We start from the raw sequence: 22,575 nt of genomic DNA on the forward strand, positions 1-22,575 counted from the left end.
TATTTTTGGTAACAAACAGAACTTAAATTATGATAACACACATACAGGGTAGATTAGTAGAAAAAACACCAACTGAGGTTGTTATTGATTGTAATGGAGTGGGTTATCATGTTAATATTTCTTTACATACTTTTTCACAATTACCTGATGGTGAAAATTTAAAGCTATTCACTTTTCTTCAGGTTAAAGAAGATTCTCATACTTTATTTGGTTTTGTAGAAAAGCAAGAAAGGGAATTATTTAAGTTCTTGATTTCTGTTTCTGGAATTGGGGCTAATATTGCTAGAACAATGCTCTCTTCGTTAGCGCCTCAACAAATTATACAAGCCATAGCTTCAAATGATGTTGCAACAGTGCAAAGTATAAAAGGGATTGGAGCTAAAACCGCACAAAGAGTAATTTTAGATTTAAAAGACAAAGTGTTAAAAGTATATAATTTAGACGAAGTTTCAATTATAGAAAGCAATACAAATAAAGAAGAAGCGTTATCTGCTTTAGAAGTTCTAGGTTTTGCTAGAAAATCTGCCGAAAAAGTAATTGAAAAAATCAATAGAGATGCTCCAAATGCTACTGTTGAAGAGTTAATTAAACAAGCATTAAAAAGTTTATAAAATTTGGAAAAGACAACTATAGAAAATACGTTTTATAAATTAATACAAGTAATAAAACTTTTAATTTTTATTGCTCCTTTTCTGGTTTTTTCGCAAGTTGACGAAGAGGAAAATGATACTATAAAAACAGGAGTCGATTTAGGAATAATTGAAGTCCCAAATCCGAAAAGTATTGTAGAGGCTTATACTTATGATTCAGGAACAGATAGATATATTTATACCAGCTCATTTGATGGTTTCAATATTAACTATCCACTTGTCTTAACTCCTGAACAATATCAAGAATTAGTTCTTCGTGAAGAAATGCGTAAGTATTATCGAGAGAAGTCAGCAGCAACTGATGCAGCACTAAAAGGTGATACTGAAGCAGGGAAAGACCTTTTGCCTCGTTATTATGTAAATTCAAAATTCTTTGAAGCTATTTTTGGGAGTAATACTATAGATATTAAACCTACAGGTTCTGTTGAGTTAGATTTAGGAGTACGATTTACAAAACAAGATAATCCAGCATTTTCTCCAAGAAATAGAAAGACAACAACTTTTGATTTTGATCAAAGAATAAGTGTTGGACTTCAAGGAAAAGTAGGAACAAGGTTGAATGTGAATATAAACTATGATACAGAGTCTACATTTGCGTTTCAAAATTTAATTAAATTAGAGTATGGTTCTAATGAAGATGATATTCTTCAAAAACTTGAAGTTGGTAATGTTAGTTTTCCGTTATCAAATTCATTAATTAGAGGAGCACAAAGTTTGTTTGGAGTTAAGGCTCAACTTCAATTTGGTAAAACTAAAGTGACAGGAGTTTTCTCTGAACAAAAATCACAAACAAGATCAGTTACATCTCAAGGAGGTGGAACATTACAAGATTTTGAGGTTTTTGCGCTTGATTATGATGCAGATAGACATTATTTTTTATCACAATATTTTAGAGAACAATACGACAAGGCTCTTATTAACTACCCATACATAAATAGTAGAGTTCAAATTAATAGAATTGAAGTTTGGGTTACGAACAAACAGAATAGGGTAAATTCTACAGAAAATAATTTAAGAAATATTATTGCGCTTCAAGATATTGGTGAAGGACAAATATCGGGAGTAAATTCTCAAGAAATTGTAGCTATAGATTTGGTAACAAATCCAACTTTTTTTATTGCGCCAGCAGATACTCCTTCAGATAATAAAAATAATAGATTCAATCCAAATAAAATTAATGAGACCGGTTATTTTTTAAAAACTGATATTAGAGAAATTGCAACTGCAGGAAACGGATTTAATGTTATTGGTGGAGTTAATGAAGGTTTAGATTATGCTAAACTTGAAAATGCAAGAAAGTTAACAGCTTCTGAATTTACTTTTCATCCTCAATTAGGATATATTTCATTAAATCAAAAATTAGCCAATGATGAAGTTTTGGCTGTTTCTTACCAATATACCGTTGGAGCTGATGTTTATCAAGTTGGAGAATTTGGTACAGATGGAGTTGATGCTACACAAGTAAGCACCACTGGAGTTCCAACTTCTCAAGCGTTAATTCTAAAATTATTAAAAAGTAATTTAACAGCAGTTAAACAAAAAGCACCTTATGCTGATTTAACAATGCCAACATGGAACTTAATGATGAAGAATATTTATCAAATTCCTGGAGCATATCAATTACAACAAGAAGATTTTAGATTAAATATATTATATACAGATCCATCACCTTTAAATTACATCACACAATCTGGTGTAACACCGCTTCCAGCCGATGTAGCTGACACACCATTATTAAAAGTATTTAATGTTGATAAATTAAATTATACAAATGATCCTCAAGATGGAGGAGATGGTTTCTTTGATTTTGTTCCAGGAGTTACAATAGACACTCAATCTGGTAGAATTATTTTTACGACTAAAGAACCTTTTGGTGAACACTTGTTTTCAAAATTAAATACAAGTAGCGGTGAAGATTATGATATTCCATTGACATATAATTCTAATCAAAGTAAATACGTCTTTAGAAACTTATACACCTCTACACAAGCAGCTGCACTTCAAGAAAGTGAAAAAAATAAATTTCAACTGCGTGGAAAGTTTAAATCTACAGGTGGAGATGGAATTTCTATAGGGGCGTTTAATGTTCCGCAAGGATCTGTTGTGGTTACTGCCGGAGGAAGATTGTTGGTAGAAGGGGTTGATTATACTGTAAACTATCAATTAGGAAAAGTTCAAATTTTAGATCCTTCTTTACAAGCTTCTAATACTCCAATTGAAATATCTGTTGAGAACAATTCTGTTTTTGGGCAACAAACAAGAAGATTTTGGGGTGTAAATGTAGAACATCAATTCAATAAGAACTTTTTAGTTGGAGCAACTTTATTGAATTTGTCTGAAAAGCCTTTTACAAATAAGTCTAATTATGGTCAGGAATCTATAAACAATACAATTTTTGGTATAAATACAAATTATTCTACTGAAGTTCCATTTTTCACAAGGATGGTTAATAAATTACCAAATATTGATACTGATGTTCCTTCTAATTTATCATTCAGAGGAGAAGTTGCATATTTAAAACCAGGAGCTTCAAAGGCCGACCAGTTTAATGGTGAAGCAACTACTTATGTAGATGATTTTGAAGGTTCTCAATCTACAATAGATTTACGTTCATCAAGCACATGGAGTTTAGCAAGTGTTCCATTAGAAGGTGCTTTTGATGGAGATCCTTCTGATACTGAATCATCTTCAGACAACATAAGTATTGGATATAAAAGAGCAAAACTTTCTTGGTACTCAATAGACCCTGTATTTTACACACAAACACCAAGTGGTATAAATGATAATGACTTGTCTTTAAATAGTACAAGAAGAATTTATATTGAAGAATTGTATCCGGTAACTAATGTAGCACAAGGGCAATCTACAGTTGTTAATACTTTAGATTTAAGCTACTATCCTTTAGAAAGAGGAGCTTATAACTTTAACCCTACTTTAGCTGCAACGAATCAATTTCCGGCAATTGATGCCCCTGATAATTGGGGTGGTATAATGAGATCAATAAGTACTACAAACTTTGAACAATCAAATGTTGAATATATTCAGTTTTGGGTTATGGACCCTTATTATGGAAATGCAGCTGCAGATGTTACAAATACAGGTAAGCTAGTTTTTAATCTAGGTGAAATTGCTGAAGATGTATTAAAAGATGGTCGTAAATTGTACGAAAATGGTTTGCCTGAAGTTGGTTCAACTCAGCAAACTATAGAAACCAATTGGGGGGAAATACCTACTTCTCAATCTTTAATTTATGCTTTTGATACTAATGATGCTAATAGAGCAATTCAAGATGTTGGTTTTGATGGATTAACTGATGCAGAGGAAGCAGTTAAATTTCCTGCTTTTGCAGGACAACCTGACCCTGCTTATGATAATTATCAATTTTATTTAAATGCAAATGGAGGTGTTGTAGAAAGATACAAAAACTATAATGGGGTTGAAGGTAACTCACCTGTAAATGTAACCGATACAAATAGAGGAAATACAACCTTACCAGATGTTGAAGATATTAATCGTGATAACACCATGAATACGATTAATGCTTATTTTAAGTTTGAAGTTCCAATTAATTATTATCCAGAAGGTTCAACAGTTCCTACAGGTCAAGACTATATTGCTGATGTTAGAGAAGATAACGCAATTACTCTTCCAAATGGTACAACAGGAAAAGTGAGATGGATATTGTATAAGATTCCAATTCAAGAATTTACAACGGCAAATCAAGTGGGTTCAATTTCAGACTTTAGGTCAATACGATTTATGAGAATGTATATGACTGGATTTAAAGACGCCGTTACTTTGCGTTTTGGGGCTTTAGATTTAGTTAGAGGAGAATGGAGAAGGTATACAAATACTTTAGATGCTTTAGATGTAGATCCAGATGATGATAATACTGGTTTTGATGTTGTAGCAATAAACATTCAGGAAAATGGAAATAGAAGCCCAATTAATTATGTTACCCCACCTGGAGTCGAAAGAGAACAATTATACAATAACAATACTGTTATAAACCAAAACGAACAATCTTTATCATTAAGAGTTTATGACAAGTTAGGCGGAAGTGTTAATGGTTTACAGTTAAATGATTCTAGAGCGGTTTTTAAAAATGTTAATGTTGATATGCGTCAATTTAAAAAATTACGTATGTTTTTGCACGCAGAAGCCTTAGAAGATCAGACTCTAGCTGATGATGAAATGGTTGCTTTCTTAAGATTTGGAAATGATTTTACAGATAATTTTTATCAAATAGAAATTCCGTTAAAAGTAACTCCTCATGGTTCAACTGCTGCAGATGTAATTTGGCCTTCAGAAAATGAGATTGAATTGCCACTTTCTTATTTAACGGCTTTAAAATCTTTATTAATTAGTAATCCTAGTGCCATAACTCCAGATGCTAATGGTATAAAGTTTATTAATGAATCAGATAGCGAAATTGGTTCTTCAAATAATAAATTAACACTTGGTATTAAAGGGAATCCAAACTTTGGATTGGTTCGAACAATAATGGTAGGGGTTAAAAATAGAAACGGAGGAGCTACTGAAAGAGGAGAGGTTTGGTTTAATGAGTTAAGACTTTCTGATATGGATAATAAAGGAGGTTATGCTGCTGTTGCTAATTTGGATACTAATTTTGCCGATTTTGCAAATATTTCTGCAACTACAAAATACAGTACTATTGGTTTCGGAGGTATAGAGGAGGGTCCAAATGAACGAAGTAGAGAAGAAATTTTTCAATACAATCTTGTAACGAATATTAATTTAGGACAGTTATTGCCTAAAAAATGGGGAATAAATTTACCTTTTAATTATTCTGTAGGTGAAGAAACAATTACGCCTAAGTATGATCCATTTTATCAAGATATAGAGTTAAATCAATTGATAGATTTAGCAACAAGTGATAATGATAGAAATGAAATTGAAAGCAGAGCTATTGATTATACTAAAAGAACAAGTATTAACTTTATTGGAGTTAGAAAAGATAGAGCACCTGAGCAAAAACAACATTTTTATGATGTCGAAAACTTAACATTATCATACTCATTTAATGAAACCGAACATCATGACTATGAAATTGAAAGCTTAATAGATCAGCAAAATAGATCATCGGTAGATTATGCATATTCATTTAAACCATTAGAAATTGAGCCCTTTAAAAAATCTGAAAAACTAAAGAAAAACGGGTATTATAAATTACTTTCAGATATTAATTTTAATTTATTACCAGCTAGTGTTTCGTTTAGTTCAAATATTATTAGACAGTTTAATAGACAACAATTTAGATTAGTTGATGTTTCAGGAATAGGAATTGATCCTTTGTATAGAAGAAATTATTTCTTTAATTATCAATATGGTTTTAATTATAATTTAACTAAATCATTAAGGTTTAATTATACTGCTGCATCAAATAATATTGTTCGTAATTATTTAGATGAAAACGATACTCCAATTGATGGTTTAGATATTTGGGACGATTATTGGGATATTGGTCAGTCAAATCAACACAACCAGCAAATAGTTGTAAATTATGATTTGCCAATAAATAAAATACCAGCTTTGGCTTTTGTAAAATCAACATATTCTTATACTGGCGATTATAATTGGCAACGTTCTTCAGATGCCTATTCATCAATTGTGGCTGAAAACGGAACTACTTATGCTTTAGGAAACACAATACAAAACGCAAGTTCTCATAAATTAAACACTACATTTAATATGGATTTGCTTTATCGATATATTGGTTTGACAGGAGCGAAGAAATCAAAAAAGAATAAAAATACTAAACCGTCTGCAATACCTTTGCCTGGACAAAAAATTACAGCTTTAGATAAGAAATCTGACTCTGAAGGTAACGTGTTTTTGAAAGGTTTAAAAGGAATTTTAACAAGCGTTAAAAATATTCAGGCTAACTATTCAGAAAACAGCGGTACTGTTTTACCGGGTTATTTACCTGGACTTGGGTTTTTTGGTACATCAAAGCCTACTTTAGGCTTCGTCTTTGGTAGTCAATCAGATGTTAGATATCAAGCAGCTCAAAATGGTTGGTTAACAACATTCCCAGAGTACAATCAAAATTTTACCAAGGTTACTACCAAACAGCTAAATTTTACTGCCAAAATGGAGTTGTTTCCTGATTTAACTATAGATTTAACAGCAGAAAGATCATATACAGAGAATTTTTCTGAACAATATGATGTTTCTGGTGGTCAATATAACTCTAGATCGCCTTATGAGTTTGGTAATTATAATATATCTACAATTCTTATTGCTACATCGTTTAGTCAAAGTGATGAGAACTTTTCTCAGGCTTTTCAAGATTTTAGAGATAATAGATTAATTGTAGCAAATAGATTGGCTACTTCTTATTATGGAAATGCGTCTTTTCCTACAGATGCTGAAGGATATCCTTTGGGTTTTGGGAAAAATAGTCAACAAGTGTTATTACCATCTTTTGTTGCTGCTTATTCGGGTAAAGATGCTAACTCTATATCTACTGGTGCATTTAAAGATATACCTTTGCCTAATTGGAATATTAAGTATACAGGTTTAATGAGGTATAAGTTTTTTAAAGATAGGTTTAAGCGTTTTTCATTACAACACGGCTATAGATCAAGTTATAATATTAATGCGTTTACAACAAACTTAAATACTTCCGCGGTAGATGTTAATGGGAATTTTTATTCAGACAAGTTGATATCCAATGTAAATTTAGCGGAACAATTTAATCCATTAATGAGGATTGATTTTGAAATGAAAAACTCAATAAAAATTCTTGCTGAAATGAGAAAAGATAGAACTTTAAATATGAGTTTTGATAACAATTTACTTACAGAGGTTAGTGGTAATGAATATACAATTGGTCTTGGTTATAGAATTAAAGATGTTACAATAAATTCTGCCTTGGCAGATAGTAAAACAGGTGTAATAAAAAGTGATATAAATATAAAAGCTGATTTTACATTTAGAAGGAATAACACTATTGTGCGCTATTTAGATTATGATAATAATGAACTAGCTGGAGGTCAAAACATGTGGTCAGTTAAATTTACAGCTGATTATTCATTTAGTAAAAATCTTACTGCTATTTTCTTTTACGATCATCAATTTACTAAAGCGGTTATATCAACATCATTCCCAATTACTAATATAAGATCAGGACTTACAATTAGATATAATTTTGGTAATTAAATTAAATGAAAAATAACAGAAAAGTTATTTTTCATTTAAATTTTTAAAACTACATTTGTATTTCAATTTTTTAAAACTACAAAAATGAACATACCAGCTAATTTAAAATACACAAAAGATCACGAATGGGTTTCAATTGACGGAGATATTGCAACTGTGGGAATTACTCATTTTGCACAAAGTGAATTGGGAGATATTGTATATGTTGAAGTTGAAACATTGGATCAAACCCTTGAAAAAGATGAAGTTTTTGGAACTGTAGAAGCAGTAAAAACAGTTTCTGATTTGTTTTTACCTCTATCTGGAGAAATTATTGAATTTAACGATAGTCTAGAATCTGAACCTGAAGCTGTTAATTCAGATCCATATGGAGCTGGTTGGATGGTTAAAATTAAAGTTTCAGACAAATCTGAAGTTGAAGAATTATTATCAAATGAAGATTACGCAGCTCTTATCGGAGCTTAAGTTTGTTCTTTTAGCTGTCGCTTGGACTGTTTTAATTACAGTTTTAAGCTTAATTTCATTTGAGCGCACACCGTCATTTATGCTTCAATTGCCTTTTAAAGATAAATTAGTACATTTTATCTTTTATTTTGTTTTTGTTGTCTTATGGTGTTTTGGTTTGCATAAAACAGATAAAATTAAAATTCTTCTTATAGCTGTTGTTTATGGCATAATTATTGAGATATTACAATATGTTTTAACCGAAAATAGAACAGCAGATTTTTATGATGTTTTAGCAAATTCATCAGGTGCATTTTTAGCATTTTTTGTTTTTCCTATAATCAAAAAGATTTTTTTAAGACAGAAATAAAAAATTAAAAAATAATAATTATATTAGCAACGCAAAAAATAAGTAATGGAACTAAAGAAAAACCCAAATGTTGACCCAAAAAGAAATAGTACACTTTTCTTTCAAGTTGGTTTAGCAGCAGTATTATTGTTAACTTTTGTAGGAATAGAATTGAAATCTGCAGATCCTATAATCGAAACAGAGAAATTAAATTTAGTTGATAATTTTGTTGATGACGAGGAAACAATTATTACACTGCCTCCTGTTCAAAGATTACCACCACCACCACCACCAGCACCTGAAGTAATTCAAGTTGTTGAAGATAAAATCATTTTAGAAGATAAGAAAATTGAGACTACTGAGGTTGATGAAAAGAAACCAGTTGTTGTAGTAAAAGCTTCTGAAGTTGGTGAAGCTGGAGATGATTTTAGTGATATCCCAGATGAATTACCATTTGCAGTAATTGAAGATATTCCTTTGTTTCCAGGATGTGAAACTGTTCCGAAAGCAAAAAGATTAGATTGTTTTAATGAAAAAATGGCAGCTCATATAAGTAAGCATTTTAATTATCCTCAAAGCGCAGCTGATGAGGGTACTCAAGGTCGTGTTCAAGTACAATTTGTAATTGATAAGCAAGGGAATGTAACTGATGTGAAGATGAGAGGGCCTAAAGGTGGTGAGTTATTAGAAAAAGAAGCACAAAGAATTATTTCAAAACTTCCTAAGTTTACACCAGGAAAGCAAAGAGGTAAGCCGGTTAGAGTTAAGTATGGTGTGCCTATTAACTTTAAATTACAATAATATTTAAAATCCCAATCACCTGATTGGGATTTTTTTTTGGCATATAAATTGTATTATGATATTTAAATAAATAATTGTTTAATTTAAATTATCATAGTATGAGACCAAATGTAAATTTTAAAGGAAAATTAAAAAACAGCTTTGCTTATTTTCAAATAGGTTTAATTGTTACTATGGTAGTAACGCTTTTTGTTTTGGAATATAAATTCGAAAATAAAAAACCAGTTCAAGATAAAATTGATTTAGGTACCTTATTTGAAGAAGATGTTTTTAGATATAATCCAATAGCGCCAATTAGTAAACCTGTTGCAAGAATAGAAAAACCTGCTGCTAAAGTTAATAAAGTAAGTCCTGTTTTTAAAAAAGTGGACAATGATAAGGTTTTAAATCCAGTAAGTAATACTGTTCCTAATCAGGATAACAATACAATAAATGAAAATCCTGTAGAGCCAAAAGAACCTTCTACTAATACAACAGTTAAAGAGCCACTTGAAAAACCTACAATTTTTTCTGTAGAACAATTGCCTATGTTTGAAGCTTGTAAAGGGCTTTCTAGAAGTGAGCAAAAAGAATGTTTCGATAGACAATTGGCTAAAGCAATTTCTAAAAACTTAACTTATCCAGAGTCTGATTATGAAAATGGCAAACAAGGAACTGCACTTGTAGAATTTATTATTGACGAAAAAGGAAACATTACAAATGTAAATTCTGTTGATAATAAACGAGCTACTTATGAGATGAGAATAGCGGCCGAGAAAGCAATCAAAAAAATACCTAGAATCATTCCTGCAAAACAAGGAAATGAGAGTGTTAAAATTAAATACATTATTCCTGTTTCGTTTAAATTAAAATAAAATAAAGATTTATAAAATAAAAAAAATCCCTTTTTTACAAGGGATTTTTTTATTTTTACAACTTTAGTAATAATATAGCTATGGACATTAAACAATATTTAGATTCAACTTATTTAAAAACTGCAGAACAATCTTCAATTTCTGAAGATAAAAATATTGAAATTGTAAAAAACGCTATAAATGAAGCCATATCTGAGCGATTTAAGCTTATCATGATAAGGCCAGAATATATTGTTTTAGCTAAAAAGGCAATTGATGTTTCTAATTCTAAGCTATTGGTTGGAACAGTTATTGATTTTCCTAAGGGAGTGAGTTCTACTGAGGATAAATGTAAAGAAGCTCTTACTGCTATAAATAATGATGTGGATGAGCTTGATTATGTTATTGATTATGAGGCTTTCAAGCGAAACGAATTGGATTATGTTAAAAACCAGGTTGTAGAATGTACTAAATTAGGTTTGAGTCATAATAAAGTTGTAAAATGGATTATTGAAATTGCAGCTTTAAACAATCATGAAATAGTTCAAATTACGGCTTTAATAAAAAATTGTGTTATTTCTAATTTTAATGAATCACAATATGATAAGGTTTTTGTAAAATCATCAACAGGTTTTTATGTTACTCAAGATGGTTCGCCAAATGGTGCAACTTTTTCTGCAATAAAGCTTATGATAGAAAATGCTTTTCCTTTGCCAGTTAAAGCTTCCGGTGGAGTTAAAAGTTATGAAGACGCTATACAAATGATTAACCTGGGGGTTAAAAGAATTGGCACTTCCTCTGCTAAGGAAATTGCAAATAATGAAATTACTAATTCAGATTATTAATCTATCATGAAAAAAATATACTATACCTTTATATTGTTTGTTGTAAGTTTTTTTTCACATGCACAAATTAGTTCCTCAAATGAGCAGCATCCTGTTTTTTCAGATTGTGAAAATGCAACTTCTAATCAGTATGAAGCTTGTTTTTATAATACCATTCAGGATTTCTTTTTTGAAAATTTTAAAGTTCCTAACGAAATAGCTCAATCTAATTTTAAAGGAAACGTTGTTGCGCTATTTGAAACAGATACTTTAGGACAGTTTAAAGTTATTTATATCGATGCGCTTACAGATGATTTAAAAAAAGAAACAAAAAGAATTTTCGAACTATTGCCAAAGGTGAAATCTGCAACTTATTCTGGTAGAAAAATAGTTTCTAAGTTTACCATTAAAATTCCTATTCCATTACAAAAACCACAACCTTATAATTCGGAACCATTTGTTGAAGAATTTAACAAAACCAATTCTAAACTTATTGATAATAGTAAAATTTTGAACGAATTTGAAGCGGTTTCTCAAAACTATAAGCCCTTTAATAATGCGACTTATAAAAGCCGTCTTAATGTTCCTTTTTCACATTTAAATTATGCTAATTTTGACGCCTTAATGAACCAGGTTGGAAGTAATAATCATACAGCCACGAAGCCTTATTCTTACCAAGAAGTTGCTAAATATTATGACTTTGAAGCAGTAAGTCAATCTTTACAAAAAGATAAGTCGTCTTGGTTAGGAAGAAAACTGTGGAATGAAAACTTAGTTGCGATCCAAGGCGAAGGCTACTGGTTTACTATGAATCCTATTTTAGATCTAAGAATTGGAAAAGACTTGGATAGTGAGATTTCTAATACATTTGTAAATACAAGAGGTGTTCAGGTACAAGGAGAATTAGGTGAAGAGTTAAGCTTTTCTGCCTCAATATTTGAAAGCCAAGGTCGTTTTGCAGATTATTATAACCAATATGCAGAAAGTATTAAGCCTTCTGGAGGAAACCCTGCTATAATTCCTGGAATTGGTATTGCAAAAGGTTTCAAAGAAGATGCTTATGACTTCCCTTTAGCTGAAGCAAATATAAAGTATACGCCAAGTAATTTTTTAAACATGCAATTAGGTTATGGAAGAAATTTCATTGGTGATGGATATCGTTCCCTCTTACAAGGTGATGGAACTAGCCCTTATCCATTTTTAAAAATTAATACTACTTTTTGGAAAATTAAATATACCAATACTTATATGTGGTTAAAAGATGTTCGTCCAGATGTTACTGTTGACGGCACTTATGCTACAAAATATATGGCAAGCCATTACTTAAGTTATAATGTTTCTAAAAGACTAAATATCGGTCTTTTTGAAAATGTAGTTTGGGCAAATACAAACGACAGAGGTTTTGATGTAAATTTCGTTAACCCTATTATTTTTTATAGAGCTGTTGAATTCTCTTCTTCTTCGAAAGCTGGAAATGCTGTTTTAGGATTTACTTCTAAATATAAATGGAACAATCAGGTTAATTTTTATGGTCAATTTTTAATTGATGAATTTGCAATTGGTGATGTTAAAGAGAACAATCAAAGTTGGAGAAATAAATTTGGGTACCAAGTTGGGGTTAAATATTTTGATGCTTTTAAAGTGAAAAACTTAATGTTGCAATTAGAATATAATCAAATTAGACCTTATGTCTATTCTCATAGTAATCCGTTGACAAACTATGCACATAACAATCAAAGTATGGGGCATAATTGGGGAGCTAATTTTAGAGAATTAATTGGAATTGCAAGATACTTTAAAGGAAGATACTTTGGAGAAGCTAAATTAATTTTTGGACAAAGAGGTTTCGATTTTAATACTTCTACTGATTCATTTAATTATGGTGGTAATATTTATTTAGATTATGATGACAATAAGCCTTACGAAAATGGTGTTTCAATTGCTCAAGGAAATAAAACAACAATAATGATTGCAGATTTACAATTGGGTTATGTGGTTAATCCATCTGCTAACTTAAAGGTTTTTGGTAATTTTATGTTTAGAAACTTTGATCCAACAGCAGAAACGGTTACCACATTAAAGTCAAATACAACTTGGTTTTCAATTGGTTTAAGAAGTGATTTGTTTAATTGGTATTTTGATTATTAAAATCTATATCAACTTTTAAGAATTGTTGGTGTTTTATCAATAATCTTATTTGTATCTTTGCCACCAATAAAAATTAAAGCTTTTCAGGAATTTTGAATACAATTACTAAAAAATCAATATTTGCTAATTTTGTTGCAATTACTAAAGCTAGACTAGCTATTAGTGTTGTTTTTTCTACAATTGCAGGTTATTTATTAGGTATTGAATCTTGGGAAAATTCGAGCTGGCTAACAGTTTTATTGTTGGTAATTGGTGGATATTGTATGGTAGGTGCTTCAAATGTTTTCAATCAAATAATTGAAGTTGATTTAGATGCGCTAATGGATAGAACTAAAAACCGTCCATTACCAGCCGGAGAAATCACAAAAAATCAAGCATTATTATTAGGAAGTATATTAACTGCAGTTGGATTGGTTATACTGTATTGTATAAATCCTAAAACAGCTATGTTTGCAGCTATCTCAATATTTATGTACGTCAGTTTATATACTCCATTAAAAACAGTAACACCATTATCTGTTTTTGTTGGGGCTTTTCCTGGTGCAATTCCGTATATGTTAGGTTGGGTTGCGGCCACAGGACATTTTGGTATTGAAGCTGGTGCGTTATTTATGATTCAATTCTTTTGGCAATTCCCTCATTTTTGGGCAATTGGTTGGTTTTTATATGACGATTATAAAAAAGCAGGTTTCTTTATGTTGCCTACTGGCGAAAGAGATAAAAAAACTGCCTTGCAAACCATATTGTATACAATTTGGATGATTTTAGCGTCATTAATTCCTGTTTTTGGTATTACAGGAAGGTTGTATTTAACTAAAGCGTCTGCTGTAATTATTTTTTTACTAGGTATATGGATGCTTTATTCTGCTGTTAAGTTATATCAAGAAATGGATGCTAAGGCCGCAAGAAAGCTTATGATTGTGAGTGTAACATATATTTCATTAATTCAAATAATATTTGTTTTAGATAAATTTTTAAGATAATATGGAAACGAAAATGACTATTGAAGAACATCAATTACGAAAAGGTAAATCGTATAAGTTATTGTTGTTATTTGGGATGATAAGTATTTTGATGATTTTTGCAGGCCTTACAAGCGCATTCGTTGTAAGTACTTCTAGACCTGACTGGATGAATGATTTTCAAATGCCATCCGCATTTATTTACTCTACATTAGTTATGCTTACTAGTAGTGTTGCTTTTTACCTTGCGTATAAGGCAATAAAGTCAAATAATAGAGCTCAAGCTACAATGTTTTTTTGGACAACACTATTATTAGGATTTTTATTTGTTTATTTGCAATTCAAAGGCTTTCAACAAGCAGTTGAAAGTGGTTATTTTTTTACAGGGAGTGAAAGTAATGTAACGACTTCTTTTTTATATATTGTAGTGCTTGTGCATTTGGTACATTTAATTGGAGGCTTTATTTCGTTATTTATCGTAATTTATAATCATTATAAACAAAAATACAATCCCTCTCAAACCCTTGGTATTGAGCTAAGTGCGATGTATTGGCACTTTATGGATTTTATTTGGGTTTATTTGTTTTTATTTTTCTATTTTTTCAAATAGAAAAAAAGTAATAAATTTGGGAACTTTTTAACAATAAAAAATATATGGGAGCGACAGTTACTTCACATGATGAACACGCTTTATTAGACGGCGGTCCAGGACCTTTAGGTGCTACTTATGGTAAAATGATGATGTGGTTTTTTATCGTATCAGATGCTTTAACATTTTCAGGATTTCTTGCAGCGTATGGTTTTTCAAGATTTAAATTTATTGAAAACTGGCCAATAGCGGACGAAGTGTTTACTCACTTTCCTTTTTTACATGGTGTTCCTGCACCTATGTATTATGTTGCATTAATGACGTTTATCTTAATTTTTTCATCTGTAACGATGGTTCTTGCAGTTGATGCTGGGCATCAAATGAAAAAAGGAAAGGTTGCATTTTACATGTTCTTAACTATTATTGGTGGTTTTATATTCTTAGGTTCACAGGCTTGGGAATGGAAAAACTTTATCAAAGGAGAGTATGGTGCAATAGAAACTAAAGGAGGGTCAATTTTGCAATTTGTAGATAAAGACGGAAAACGTGTTGCTTTACATGAGTTTGCAAAAGTTATGCCTGAAGACAGAGTTCAACTTACTAGAGATAAAGGTTTTTGGTTTACAGGAGAGTCTGCATTACCTTCATATTCTGTTAATGAAGTGGTTGAGGGTTTTAAAGCACATCCAAATGTTTTAGTTAGGTCTGAACAAATTGTAGATAAAGAAAAAGTTGTTCTTTCAAGAGAAGAATCTTTGGAAAGATTAGCATCAGCTGTATATGTTGTAGAAGGAGCTAATTTGATTAGAAATGAATATGGGCATAAATTATTTGCTGATTTCTTCTTCTTTATTACTGGATTTCACGGTTTTCACGTTTTCACTGGAGTTATATTAAACATCATTATTTTCTTCAATGTAATTTTAGGTACTTATGAGAAAAGAAAGAGTTATGAGATGGTTGAGAAAGTTGGGTTGTATTGGCACTTTGTAGATTTAGTTTGGGTATTTGTTTTCACATTCTTCTACTTAGTATAATTATAAAAAAATAATAATCATGGCACACGCACACGAATCGAATACAAAAAGAATTTGGGTAGTTTTTGCAATTTTATCTGTAATTACTACTGTTGAAGTAGCGTTAGGTATTGTTAAGCCAGACGCATTGTTTAGAGCTCATTTTCTTTCAACTAGTTTATTGAATTGGATATTTATTATTCTTACAATTGTTAAAGCTTATTATATAGTTTGGGCATTTATGCATTTAGAAGGTGAAACAAAAGGATTAAGATGGTCTATTGTAGCTCCTTTGGTGTTTTTGATTTTGTATATATGTTTTATATTATTAGTCGAAGGTGATTATGTATATGAAGTATATAAAACAGGTCAAATTAAATGGAATTTTTAACAAGATATTTTGATACACAAAATCCCGCATCTCGCGGGATTTTTTTATTTTTGTAAAATCTTATAAGATATCAATGAAAAAGAAAATTGTTTTAATTGGGTTGTTTATATTACCTATCGTCACCTATCTAATATTTGCATCTGCAAAGCATAACTCTTTATTTTTACCTTTTTTATCAAAAGCAAACAAAGAATTGCCTTCAAATTGGAAAACATTAAATAGTTCTGAAAAAATTCAACTAAAAAATAAAATTACTGTATTAGGTTTTTTAGGAAGTAATGTAGAGTTAAGTAAGGGAAATTTATTTAATCTGAATCAGAAAATTTATAAAAAATATTTTGGATTTAAAGACTTACAATTAGTTATGGTAGTTTCTCAAGGTCAGGAGTCGGCAGTTAGGTCTGTTATTGAGGAATTGAAGCCTATTACTGAAGACATGAGTGGATGGAAGTTTGTTTTTGCTCCTGAAGATGAAATTAAACCTTATTTTGATTCGTATAAATTAATTGGTGGTCTTGATGAAAAGTTAAGTACTCCTTCGGTGTTAATTTTAGATAAAGAAATTAACCATAGAGGAAGAAAAGGAAAAGACTTAAAAGGAGAAGAAGAATATAAAGATAGTTATAACACTATTTCTGCTGCTGAACTTCATAATGAGATGACTGATGATATGAAGATAGTTTTGAGAGAATATCGGTTAGCTTTAAAAAAGAATAAAAGAAAAGACGATTTTAGAGATAATATAACTAAAAATGTTGAAGAAAAAGTAAAAGAGAAATAGTATGAAAAATAAATCTTACATAGGTATTTCGTTTATTGTTTTGATTTTTGGAATTTGGACAGTAAAAGAAATTAAAGCACGATATTTTACTAAATCTGAATTAATTGAAATTGGTTCGGCTCCTAGTTTTTCGTTGACAAATCAAGAAAATAAAACAATTTCTGATAAAGATTTAAAAGGCAAAGTCTATGTGGTTGAGTTTTTCTTCTCAACTTGTCCTACAATTTGTCCAAAAATGAATCAAAATATGCTTGCTATTGAGAAACAGTTTATTTCTAATGATGATTTTGGAATTGTATCAATTACAATAAACCCTGATAATGATACGGTTGAGGTATTAAAAGATCATGCGGCTCATTTAGGAGTTACAAGTAAAAATTGGCATTTCTTAACTGGAGATAAAGATTATATTTACGAAATTGCTAACAAGGGCTTTAATCTTTATGCTTCTGTAAATAATAAGGCTAAAGGTGGTTTTGAACATTCTGGTTTTTTTGCTTTGATAGATAGAAACGGAAATATTAGATGTAGAAAAGACGAGTTTGGAAATCCTATTTTATATTATGATGGAATCGAACAAACAGGTGTTGATGCAATAAAAGAAGATATTAAACTATTATTAGAAGAGTAAAATGGGACAAAATAATATAGAAACAAAATATAATAAAATTATAATTGCTTTGTCAATTGTAATACCTGTTGCGGTTGCAATTTTATTTGGTATTAATTTAAGAAAATTAGGTTTTGATGTTGAGCCATTATCTTTCTTGCCGCCTATTTATGCTACAATTAATGGTTTTACAGCAGTATTTTTAGTTGCTGCAGTTGTGGCTATTAAAAATGGTAAAAGAACACTACATGAAAGGTTAATGAAATTTGCGATAGCATGTTCTGTAGCTTTCTTGGTAATGTATGTTGCTTATCACATGACTTCAGATTCTACTAAATTTGGTGGAGAAGGAGCTATCAAATATGCTTACTTTTTTATTTTAATTACTCATATTGTGCTTTCAATTGTAATTATCCCATTAGTTTTAATTACTTACGTTAAGGCATTAGCGCAACGATTTGATAAACATAAAAAAATTGCAAAAATTACATTTCCTATTTGGTTGTACGTGGCAATTACAGGTGTAATAGTTTATTTAATGATTTCTCCTTATTATGTTAATTAAACTCAAAACTCAAAACTCAAAAGTTAAAAGTAGAATAGTATTGTTTGTAGTTACAATTGCATTTTTTCTTTTACCTATTGTCTCAAATGCACAATGCGCTATGTGTAGAGCTGCTCTTGAAAGTGAAGAAGGCGGTGTTCAAGCTAAAGCGATTAATGACGGAATTGTTTACTTAATGGTAATTCCATACATATTAGTTGCGGTAGCGGCTTATGCAATTTATAAAATAAGAAGCGTAAAAAAAGACGTTAAGGAAGAATAAAACTATTCCATCCCATCAATCGTTATTTTCATTTTTCCTGATGTTGAAATAAATGCTATTATAGCATTATTTGATAATTCTATTTTTTCGAATTCAAAATCGTTTAAAGATCCATTTACAAATATTCCTTTATTAGGAGAGTAATTGTTTAAATAAGGCAGCATGTTTTGTTTAGCTTCCTCAAGGTTTTCTTGGATTGAATACCTGCAACTTTCTCTTATTTTGTTTAAAATTGTTCCTTGAGCTAACCAATTTGCAGACTTTAATAAAACGCTTTTTGTATTTAAAACATAATCTAAATCATCAAAATATATTTCTTTCGTAACAGAATTATAATTTGGATATCCAGATAAATAAATAGTTCCATTTATTGAACCTAGCAAATCTAATGCAATGATTAGCTTGCTTTCTTTTTGCCAAATTTCTACCTTCTCAACAGTAACATTCCTACTGCCCGAGGAGAAAGTAACACCTTTAAAATTTTTAGTAATTACTTCTGAAGCATTTTTATAAGTAGAAACTGCCGCAATTGATGCATTTACCTTGTCTGGCATACTTGAAACAGGTTTTAAAATAATGTTTTCTTTAATGAAATTGTTTTTTGGTTCTTGGCCTACCATAGTTTGCATAATGCATTTTAACCCCATTTGCATAGTAATTTTATTATCTTTTAAAATGGCTGCAGTATCATATAACTCTATTGGTTGTAGTTTGAACCAAGTTTCATAAGTATTATTTGCTAAAAATGGTTTACTTAAAACATTAAGTGCATCAAGAACAATTGGTTTAAAATCACAGGTTGCATCTATTGCACTATCAATTTCATTAGCTATTTTTGTTTTAAAGATTGAAATTGTAGGATTAATTAAATATGTAATTGGAATTTCCTTTCCGGAAACGATAATACTTGGACTTTCACTCCATTCTAATTTTTCAATGGTAGAATTAGTGGTTAGTTTCCAATTTGTTAAATGAGTTTTACTTTTTAAAGTTATAACTCCGTTTAAATAAATGTCTTTTGTGTCGTTTAAGCCAAGAAAATCAGTTCCATATTTTACTGTAGCTACTATTTTTAAAGGAATTTTAGAATATATAAATCCGTATTTTTCTTCTAATTGAATATCATCCGTTTTCCAAATTTTCATTTTAGTGTTATCACTTTCAAAGCTATCATCTTCATATATTAACCCTTTTAAATTTTTGTTCAATTGTTTTTGAATGTCTTGCATAGTGATTTCAATTGGCATTGCAATAAAGGAAGTTTTGTTTTTATAAACCATTGAAGAGCTTTCTGTAGGTGTAGGTTTAAGTGCTTCAATTTTTTTTGTTGTACTGCAAGAAATAAAGAAACTTAATAACAGAAAAATAAGTAAAAAGTGAGTTATTGTTTTCATGGATGAAAAATATTTGATTGTAAAATTAAAATTTTAATTGTTTCCTGTAACAAAATGGACACTTTTTGGTCTTATAATTGAATTCATTTATAAAAAAGATATAATGAACATAAAAAAAACAATATTTTTTCTCTTAATGGTAGGTTTTCAGCTATCAGCTCAAGAAAAAAAATGGACACTTGAAGAATGTGTGGATTATGCTATTGAAAATAATATTTCCATTAAGCAATCTGAACTAGATTTAAAGACTTCAGATGTTGAAAAAATGGAAGCTATTGGTCGTTTTTTACCTACTTTAAGTGCGAATGCTACTTATAGTGTAAATACCGGAGCAAGTATAAACCCTGTAACAAATCAGTTTCAAAATCAAACTTTTAAATCTTTTTCAGCAGCAGCTAATTCAGGAGTTACTATATTTAATGGTTTAGCTAATTGGAAAACTTTACAACGAACTAAATTAAATAAAATAGCAAATACTTATCGGTTAGATAAGATGAAAGATGATATTGCTCTTTCTGTTGCTAATTCATACTTACAAATTTTATTTAACAAGGAACAATTAAAAGTTTTAATAAGTCAAAATTCAATTACTAAAGAAAATTTGATTAGAACTCAACAATTAATTGATGCTGGTTCACTTCCGGCTGGAGATATTTATGAACTTCAAGCAACAGATGCAACTCAGCAACAGCAAATTATTAATACAGAAAACACACTTTTAATTTCCAAAATTGGTTTGTGTCAAATGCTCTTAATTAATGATTATTCAACTTTTGATGTTTCTGACGAAGTTATTGATTTGCCTTTAAACGACCTAAGCAATGAAACTCAACAAACTATTTTGGCAAAAGCTAAAGAATCTGTAAATGATATAAAAATTGCGATTTCAAATGTTGACATTGCTAAAAAGGATGTTTCTATTTCTAGATCTTCTTATTTACCAACACTTTCTGGATTTGTAGGTTATAATACTCGTTGGTCAGAAAGTACACCTTTTAATTTTGCCGATCAATTGTCATTATTTGACGGTACTGCTGTTGGTTTACAATTAAATGTACCTATTCTTAATGGCTTTGCAACAAGAGGAAGAGTTCAAAGAGCAAAAATTAACGAAGAGCGTTCAAATTACCTTTTACAACAAGCAGAATTAGACTTAGAAACGAAAGTTTATCAGGCTTATAACGATGTAATTAATGCTAAAAAAAGTTATGAAGCTGCACAAAAAACTTTAGAGGCACGTAGTCAGGCTTTTAGTTTTTCTAAAGAAAGATATGAAGTAGGGTTGTTAAATTCATTTGATTTTTCTCAATCATCTATCGCTTTAGATAATGCGCAATCAGAATTATTGCGTGCAAAATATGATTACATTTTTAGAACAAAAATATTAGAATTTTATTTCGGAATACCATTAATTGAAAAACAATAAATTATGACAAAGAAGTCAATATTCATTACAGTTGGATCAGTAGTTGCTTTTATAGCTGTGTTACTAGTTTTAAAAAACACAGGAGTGATTGGGAATAATGAAGATGTTAAAATTGTAGAAATTGCAAAAGTCAATGAAATGACAATTGTAGAAACGGTTTCGGCTACAGGTAAAATACAACCTGAGGTTGAAATTAAAATATCTTCTGAAGTTTCAGGTGAAATTATAGATTTACCTATTAAAGAAGGACAACAAGTTAAAAAAGGAGATTTATTAGTTAAAATAAATCCAGATATTTATGTTTCAGGTGTAAATAGAACTGCTGCATCGGTATCTAATACAAAAGCAGGTTTAAGTCAAGCGGAAGCACAAGTAAAAGAAGCAAAAGCTAATTACGACAGAAACAAAGCATTATTTAATAAAGGTGTTATTTCTAAGTCAGAATGGGATAGAATTGTCTCAGCTTATGAAGTAGCTGTAGCCTCAAAGCAATCGGCTTATTATAATGTTCAAAGTGCTTCGGCAACTTTAACAGAAGCGAAAGATAATTTAGGACGTACAACTATTTATGCTCCTGCAGATGGAACTATTTCGTTACTTTCGGTAGAGCTAGGTGAAAGAGTTTTAGGAACTCAGCAAATGGCAGGAACTGAAATTCTTCGAGTGGCTAATTTAAACCACATGGAAGTTGAAGTAGATGTAAATGAAAACGATATTGTTAAAGTAACAGTTGGAGATTCTGCAAATATTGAAGTAGATGCATATTTGAAAAAAGAATTTAAAGGAATTGTAACTAGTATCTCTAACTCAGCAAGTTCTACATTAACGGCTGATCAGGTTACTAATTTTAAAGTTAAAGTTAGAATTTTAAAAGATTCTTACATGGATTTAATCGAAGGAAAACCAGATACCTATTCTCCATTTAGACCAGGAATGACTGCAACTGTAGATATTATTACCAATAGAAAAACTAAAGTTATTGGTGCGCCAATAAGTGCTGTTGTAATTAAAGACGATACTACATCTGTTAAAAAAGATATTATCGCCGAATTAGATAAAGAAGCTCAAGAGAAAAACGGAACTTATAAATCTGATCAAAAATTTGAGTGTGTTTTTGTTAAAAATGGAGATAAAGCTCAAATTAGAGTAGTGAAAACAGGTATTCAAGACGATACCAATATTGAAATTATTTCTGGATTGAAAAAAGGAGACGAAATTATAACCGGACCTTATACTATGGTTTCAAAAGATTTAAATTCTAATGATAAAATTAAGCTCGAAGATAAATCGGCCAAGAAAGAATAAATTTTTCTTGTAATTAATATAAGAAAGAGGCGTGTTTTTT

19 protein-coding genes are annotated in these 22,575 nt (G+C 30.2%); 18 read left to right on the plus strand and 1 reads right to left on the minus strand.

All coding sequences use genetic code 11. The features are described 5' to 3' along the window. Positions 1-29: 29 nt before the first annotated feature. From ruvA to OLM55_RS04995, 16 genes are all read left to right on the plus strand, one after another. Positions 30-611, plus strand: a complete 582-nt coding sequence (gene ruvA / locus OLM55_RS04920) for a Holliday junction branch migration protein RuvA (protein WP_264560302.1) — start codon at positions 30-32, stop codon at positions 609-611. A 3-nt stretch (positions 612-614) separates the two neighbouring features. Continuing rightward, a complete protein-coding gene (sprA, locus tag OLM55_RS04925; RefSeq protein ID WP_413614314.1) occupies positions 615-7,835 on the plus strand; it encodes a cell surface protein SprA in 7,221 nt (2,406 codons plus the stop codon). 84 nt (positions 7,836-7,919) lie between these two features. Then, positions 7,920-8,300 carry a glycine cleavage system protein GcvH gene (gene gcvH, locus OLM55_RS04930; RefSeq protein WP_264560303.1) on the plus strand — a complete coding sequence of 127 codons (381 nt, stop codon included), beginning with the start codon at positions 7,920-7,922 and terminating at the stop codon, positions 8,298-8,300. Then, complete coding sequence (locus OLM55_RS04935) at positions 8,269-8,649, plus strand: VanZ family protein (protein WP_264560304.1); 381 nt, start codon at positions 8,269-8,271, stop codon at positions 8,647-8,649. Before gcvH ends, OLM55_RS04935 begins: the two co-directional genes overlap by 32 nt. A gap of 45 nt (positions 8,650-8,694) precedes the next feature. Further along, positions 8,695-9,429 (plus strand): energy transducer TonB, encoded by a 735-nt coding sequence (locus OLM55_RS04940; RefSeq protein ID WP_264560305.1) that lies wholly within the window; start codon positions 8,695-8,697, stop codon positions 9,427-9,429. Between the two features lie 98 nt (positions 9,430-9,527). Beyond that, positions 9,528-10,283: an energy transducer TonB gene (locus tag OLM55_RS04945; protein WP_264560306.1), complete on the plus strand. Its 756-nt coding sequence runs from the start codon at positions 9,528-9,530 to the stop codon at positions 10,281-10,283. A gap of 80 nt (positions 10,284-10,363) precedes the next feature. Then, positions 10,364-11,107: a deoxyribose-phosphate aldolase gene (deoC, locus tag OLM55_RS04950; protein WP_264560307.1), complete on the plus strand. Its 744-nt coding sequence runs from the start codon at positions 10,364-10,366 to the stop codon at positions 11,105-11,107. A 6-nt stretch (positions 11,108-11,113) separates the two neighbouring features. Further along, positions 11,114-13,234: a capsule assembly Wzi family protein gene (locus OLM55_RS04955; RefSeq protein WP_264560308.1), complete on the plus strand. Its 2,121-nt coding sequence runs from the start codon at positions 11,114-11,116 to the stop codon at positions 13,232-13,234. 89 nt (positions 13,235-13,323) lie between these two features. Continuing rightward, entirely contained in the window at positions 13,324-14,217 is an 894-nt protein-coding gene (gene cyoE, locus OLM55_RS04960; protein WP_264560596.1) for a heme o synthase, read from the plus strand. A gap of 1 nt (position 14,218) precedes the next feature. Continuing rightward, entirely contained in the window at positions 14,219-14,806 is a 588-nt protein-coding gene (locus OLM55_RS04965; RefSeq protein WP_264560309.1) for a heme-copper oxidase subunit III, read from the plus strand. A gap of 44 nt (positions 14,807-14,850) precedes the next feature. Beyond that, the gene (locus tag OLM55_RS04970) at positions 14,851-15,822 is read left to right on the plus strand and encodes a cytochrome c oxidase subunit 3 (protein WP_264560310.1); all 972 of its coding nucleotides are present in this window, start codon (positions 14,851-14,853) and stop codon (positions 15,820-15,822) included. A gap of 19 nt (positions 15,823-15,841) precedes the next feature. Next, positions 15,842-16,192, plus strand: coding sequence for a cytochrome C oxidase subunit IV family protein (locus OLM55_RS04975; protein ID WP_264560311.1), 351 nt, complete (start codon positions 15,842-15,844; stop codon positions 16,190-16,192). A 73-nt stretch (positions 16,193-16,265) separates the two neighbouring features. Next, positions 16,266-16,973, plus strand: coding sequence for a hypothetical protein (locus OLM55_RS04980; RefSeq protein ID WP_264560312.1), 708 nt, complete (start codon positions 16,266-16,268; stop codon positions 16,971-16,973). A 1-nt stretch (position 16,974) separates the two neighbouring features. Continuing rightward, on the plus strand, positions 16,975-17,604 hold the full coding sequence (locus OLM55_RS04985; RefSeq protein ID WP_264560313.1) for an SCO family protein: 630 nt from the start codon (positions 16,975-16,977) through the stop codon (positions 17,602-17,604). A 1-nt stretch (position 17,605) separates the two neighbouring features. Continuing rightward, positions 17,606-18,148 carry a DUF420 domain-containing protein gene (locus OLM55_RS04990; protein ID WP_264560314.1) on the plus strand — a complete coding sequence of 181 codons (543 nt, stop codon included), beginning with the start codon at positions 17,606-17,608 and terminating at the stop codon, positions 18,146-18,148. Next, positions 18,138-18,410, plus strand: coding sequence for a hypothetical protein (locus tag OLM55_RS04995; protein WP_264560315.1), 273 nt, complete (start codon positions 18,138-18,140; stop codon positions 18,408-18,410). Before OLM55_RS04990 ends, OLM55_RS04995 begins: the two co-directional genes overlap by 11 nt. A 2-nt stretch (positions 18,411-18,412) precedes the next feature. Here the strand turns inward: OLM55_RS04995 and OLM55_RS05000 are convergent, their stop codons facing one another. Next, positions 18,413-19,804 (minus strand): DUF4403 family protein, encoded by a 1,392-nt coding sequence (locus OLM55_RS05000; protein WP_264560316.1) that lies wholly within the window; start codon positions 19,802-19,804, stop codon positions 18,413-18,415. A gap of 103 nt (positions 19,805-19,907) precedes the next feature. On the opposite strand from OLM55_RS05000, the gene OLM55_RS05005 reads away from it, so the two are divergent. Next, positions 19,908-21,230, plus strand: coding sequence for a TolC family protein (locus OLM55_RS05005; protein ID WP_264560317.1), 1,323 nt, complete (start codon positions 19,908-19,910; stop codon positions 21,228-21,230). Between the two features lie 3 nt (positions 21,231-21,233). Further along, the gene (locus OLM55_RS05010; RefSeq protein WP_264560318.1) at positions 21,234-22,535 is read left to right on the plus strand and encodes an efflux RND transporter periplasmic adaptor subunit; all 1,302 of its coding nucleotides are present in this window, start codon (positions 21,234-21,236) and stop codon (positions 22,533-22,535) included. The last annotated feature ends 40 nt before the right edge of the window (positions 22,536-22,575 follow it).

This window comes from Flavobacterium sp. N2270, from assembly GCF_025947225.1.
Taxonomy (GTDB): Bacteria; Bacteroidota; Bacteroidia; order Flavobacteriales; family Flavobacteriaceae; genus Flavobacterium.

What these genes read in the sequence shown, in the direction of transcription:
- ruvA (WP_264560302.1), top strand. Translation starts at nt 30, where the DNA reads ATGATAACACACATACAGGGTAGATTAGTAGAAAAAACACCAACTGAG.
- gcvH (WP_264560303.1), top strand. Translation starts at nt 7,920, where the DNA reads ATGAACATACCAGCTAATTTAAAATACACAAAAGATCACGAATGGGTT.
- OLM55_RS04935 (WP_264560304.1), top strand. Translation starts at nt 8,269, where the DNA reads ATGAAGATTACGCAGCTCTTATCGGAGCTTAAGTTTGTTCTTTTAGCT.
- OLM55_RS04940 (WP_264560305.1), top strand. Translation starts at nt 8,695, where the DNA reads ATGGAACTAAAGAAAAACCCAAATGTTGACCCAAAAAGAAATAGTACA.
- OLM55_RS04945 (WP_264560306.1), top strand. Translation starts at nt 9,528, where the DNA reads ATGAGACCAAATGTAAATTTTAAAGGAAAATTAAAAAACAGCTTTGCT.
- deoC (WP_264560307.1), top strand. Translation starts at nt 10,364, where the DNA reads ATGGACATTAAACAATATTTAGATTCAACTTATTTAAAAACTGCAGAA.
- OLM55_RS04955 (WP_264560308.1), top strand. Translation starts at nt 11,114, where the DNA reads ATGAAAAAAATATACTATACCTTTATATTGTTTGTTGTAAGTTTTTTT.
- OLM55_RS04965 (WP_264560309.1), top strand. Translation starts at nt 14,219, where the DNA reads ATGGAAACGAAAATGACTATTGAAGAACATCAATTACGAAAAGGTAAA.
- OLM55_RS04970 (WP_264560310.1), top strand. Translation starts at nt 14,851, where the DNA reads ATGGGAGCGACAGTTACTTCACATGATGAACACGCTTTATTAGACGGC.
- OLM55_RS04975 (WP_264560311.1), top strand. Translation starts at nt 15,842, where the DNA reads ATGGCACACGCACACGAATCGAATACAAAAAGAATTTGGGTAGTTTTT.
- OLM55_RS04980 (WP_264560312.1), top strand. Translation starts at nt 16,266, where the DNA reads ATGAAAAAGAAAATTGTTTTAATTGGGTTGTTTATATTACCTATCGTC.
- OLM55_RS04985 (WP_264560313.1), top strand. Translation starts at nt 16,975, where the DNA reads ATGAAAAATAAATCTTACATAGGTATTTCGTTTATTGTTTTGATTTTT.
- OLM55_RS04990 (WP_264560314.1), top strand. Translation starts at nt 17,606, where the DNA reads ATGGGACAAAATAATATAGAAACAAAATATAATAAAATTATAATTGCT.
- OLM55_RS04995 (WP_264560315.1), top strand. Translation starts at nt 18,138, where the DNA reads ATGTTAATTAAACTCAAAACTCAAAACTCAAAAGTTAAAAGTAGAATA.
- OLM55_RS05000 (WP_264560316.1), bottom strand. Translation starts at nt 19,804, where the DNA reads ATGAAAACAATAACTCACTTTTTACTTATTTTTCTGTTATTAAGTTTC.
- OLM55_RS05005 (WP_264560317.1), top strand. Translation starts at nt 19,908, where the DNA reads ATGAACATAAAAAAAACAATATTTTTTCTCTTAATGGTAGGTTTTCAG.
- OLM55_RS05010 (WP_264560318.1), top strand. Translation starts at nt 21,234, where the DNA reads ATGACAAAGAAGTCAATATTCATTACAGTTGGATCAGTAGTTGCTTTT.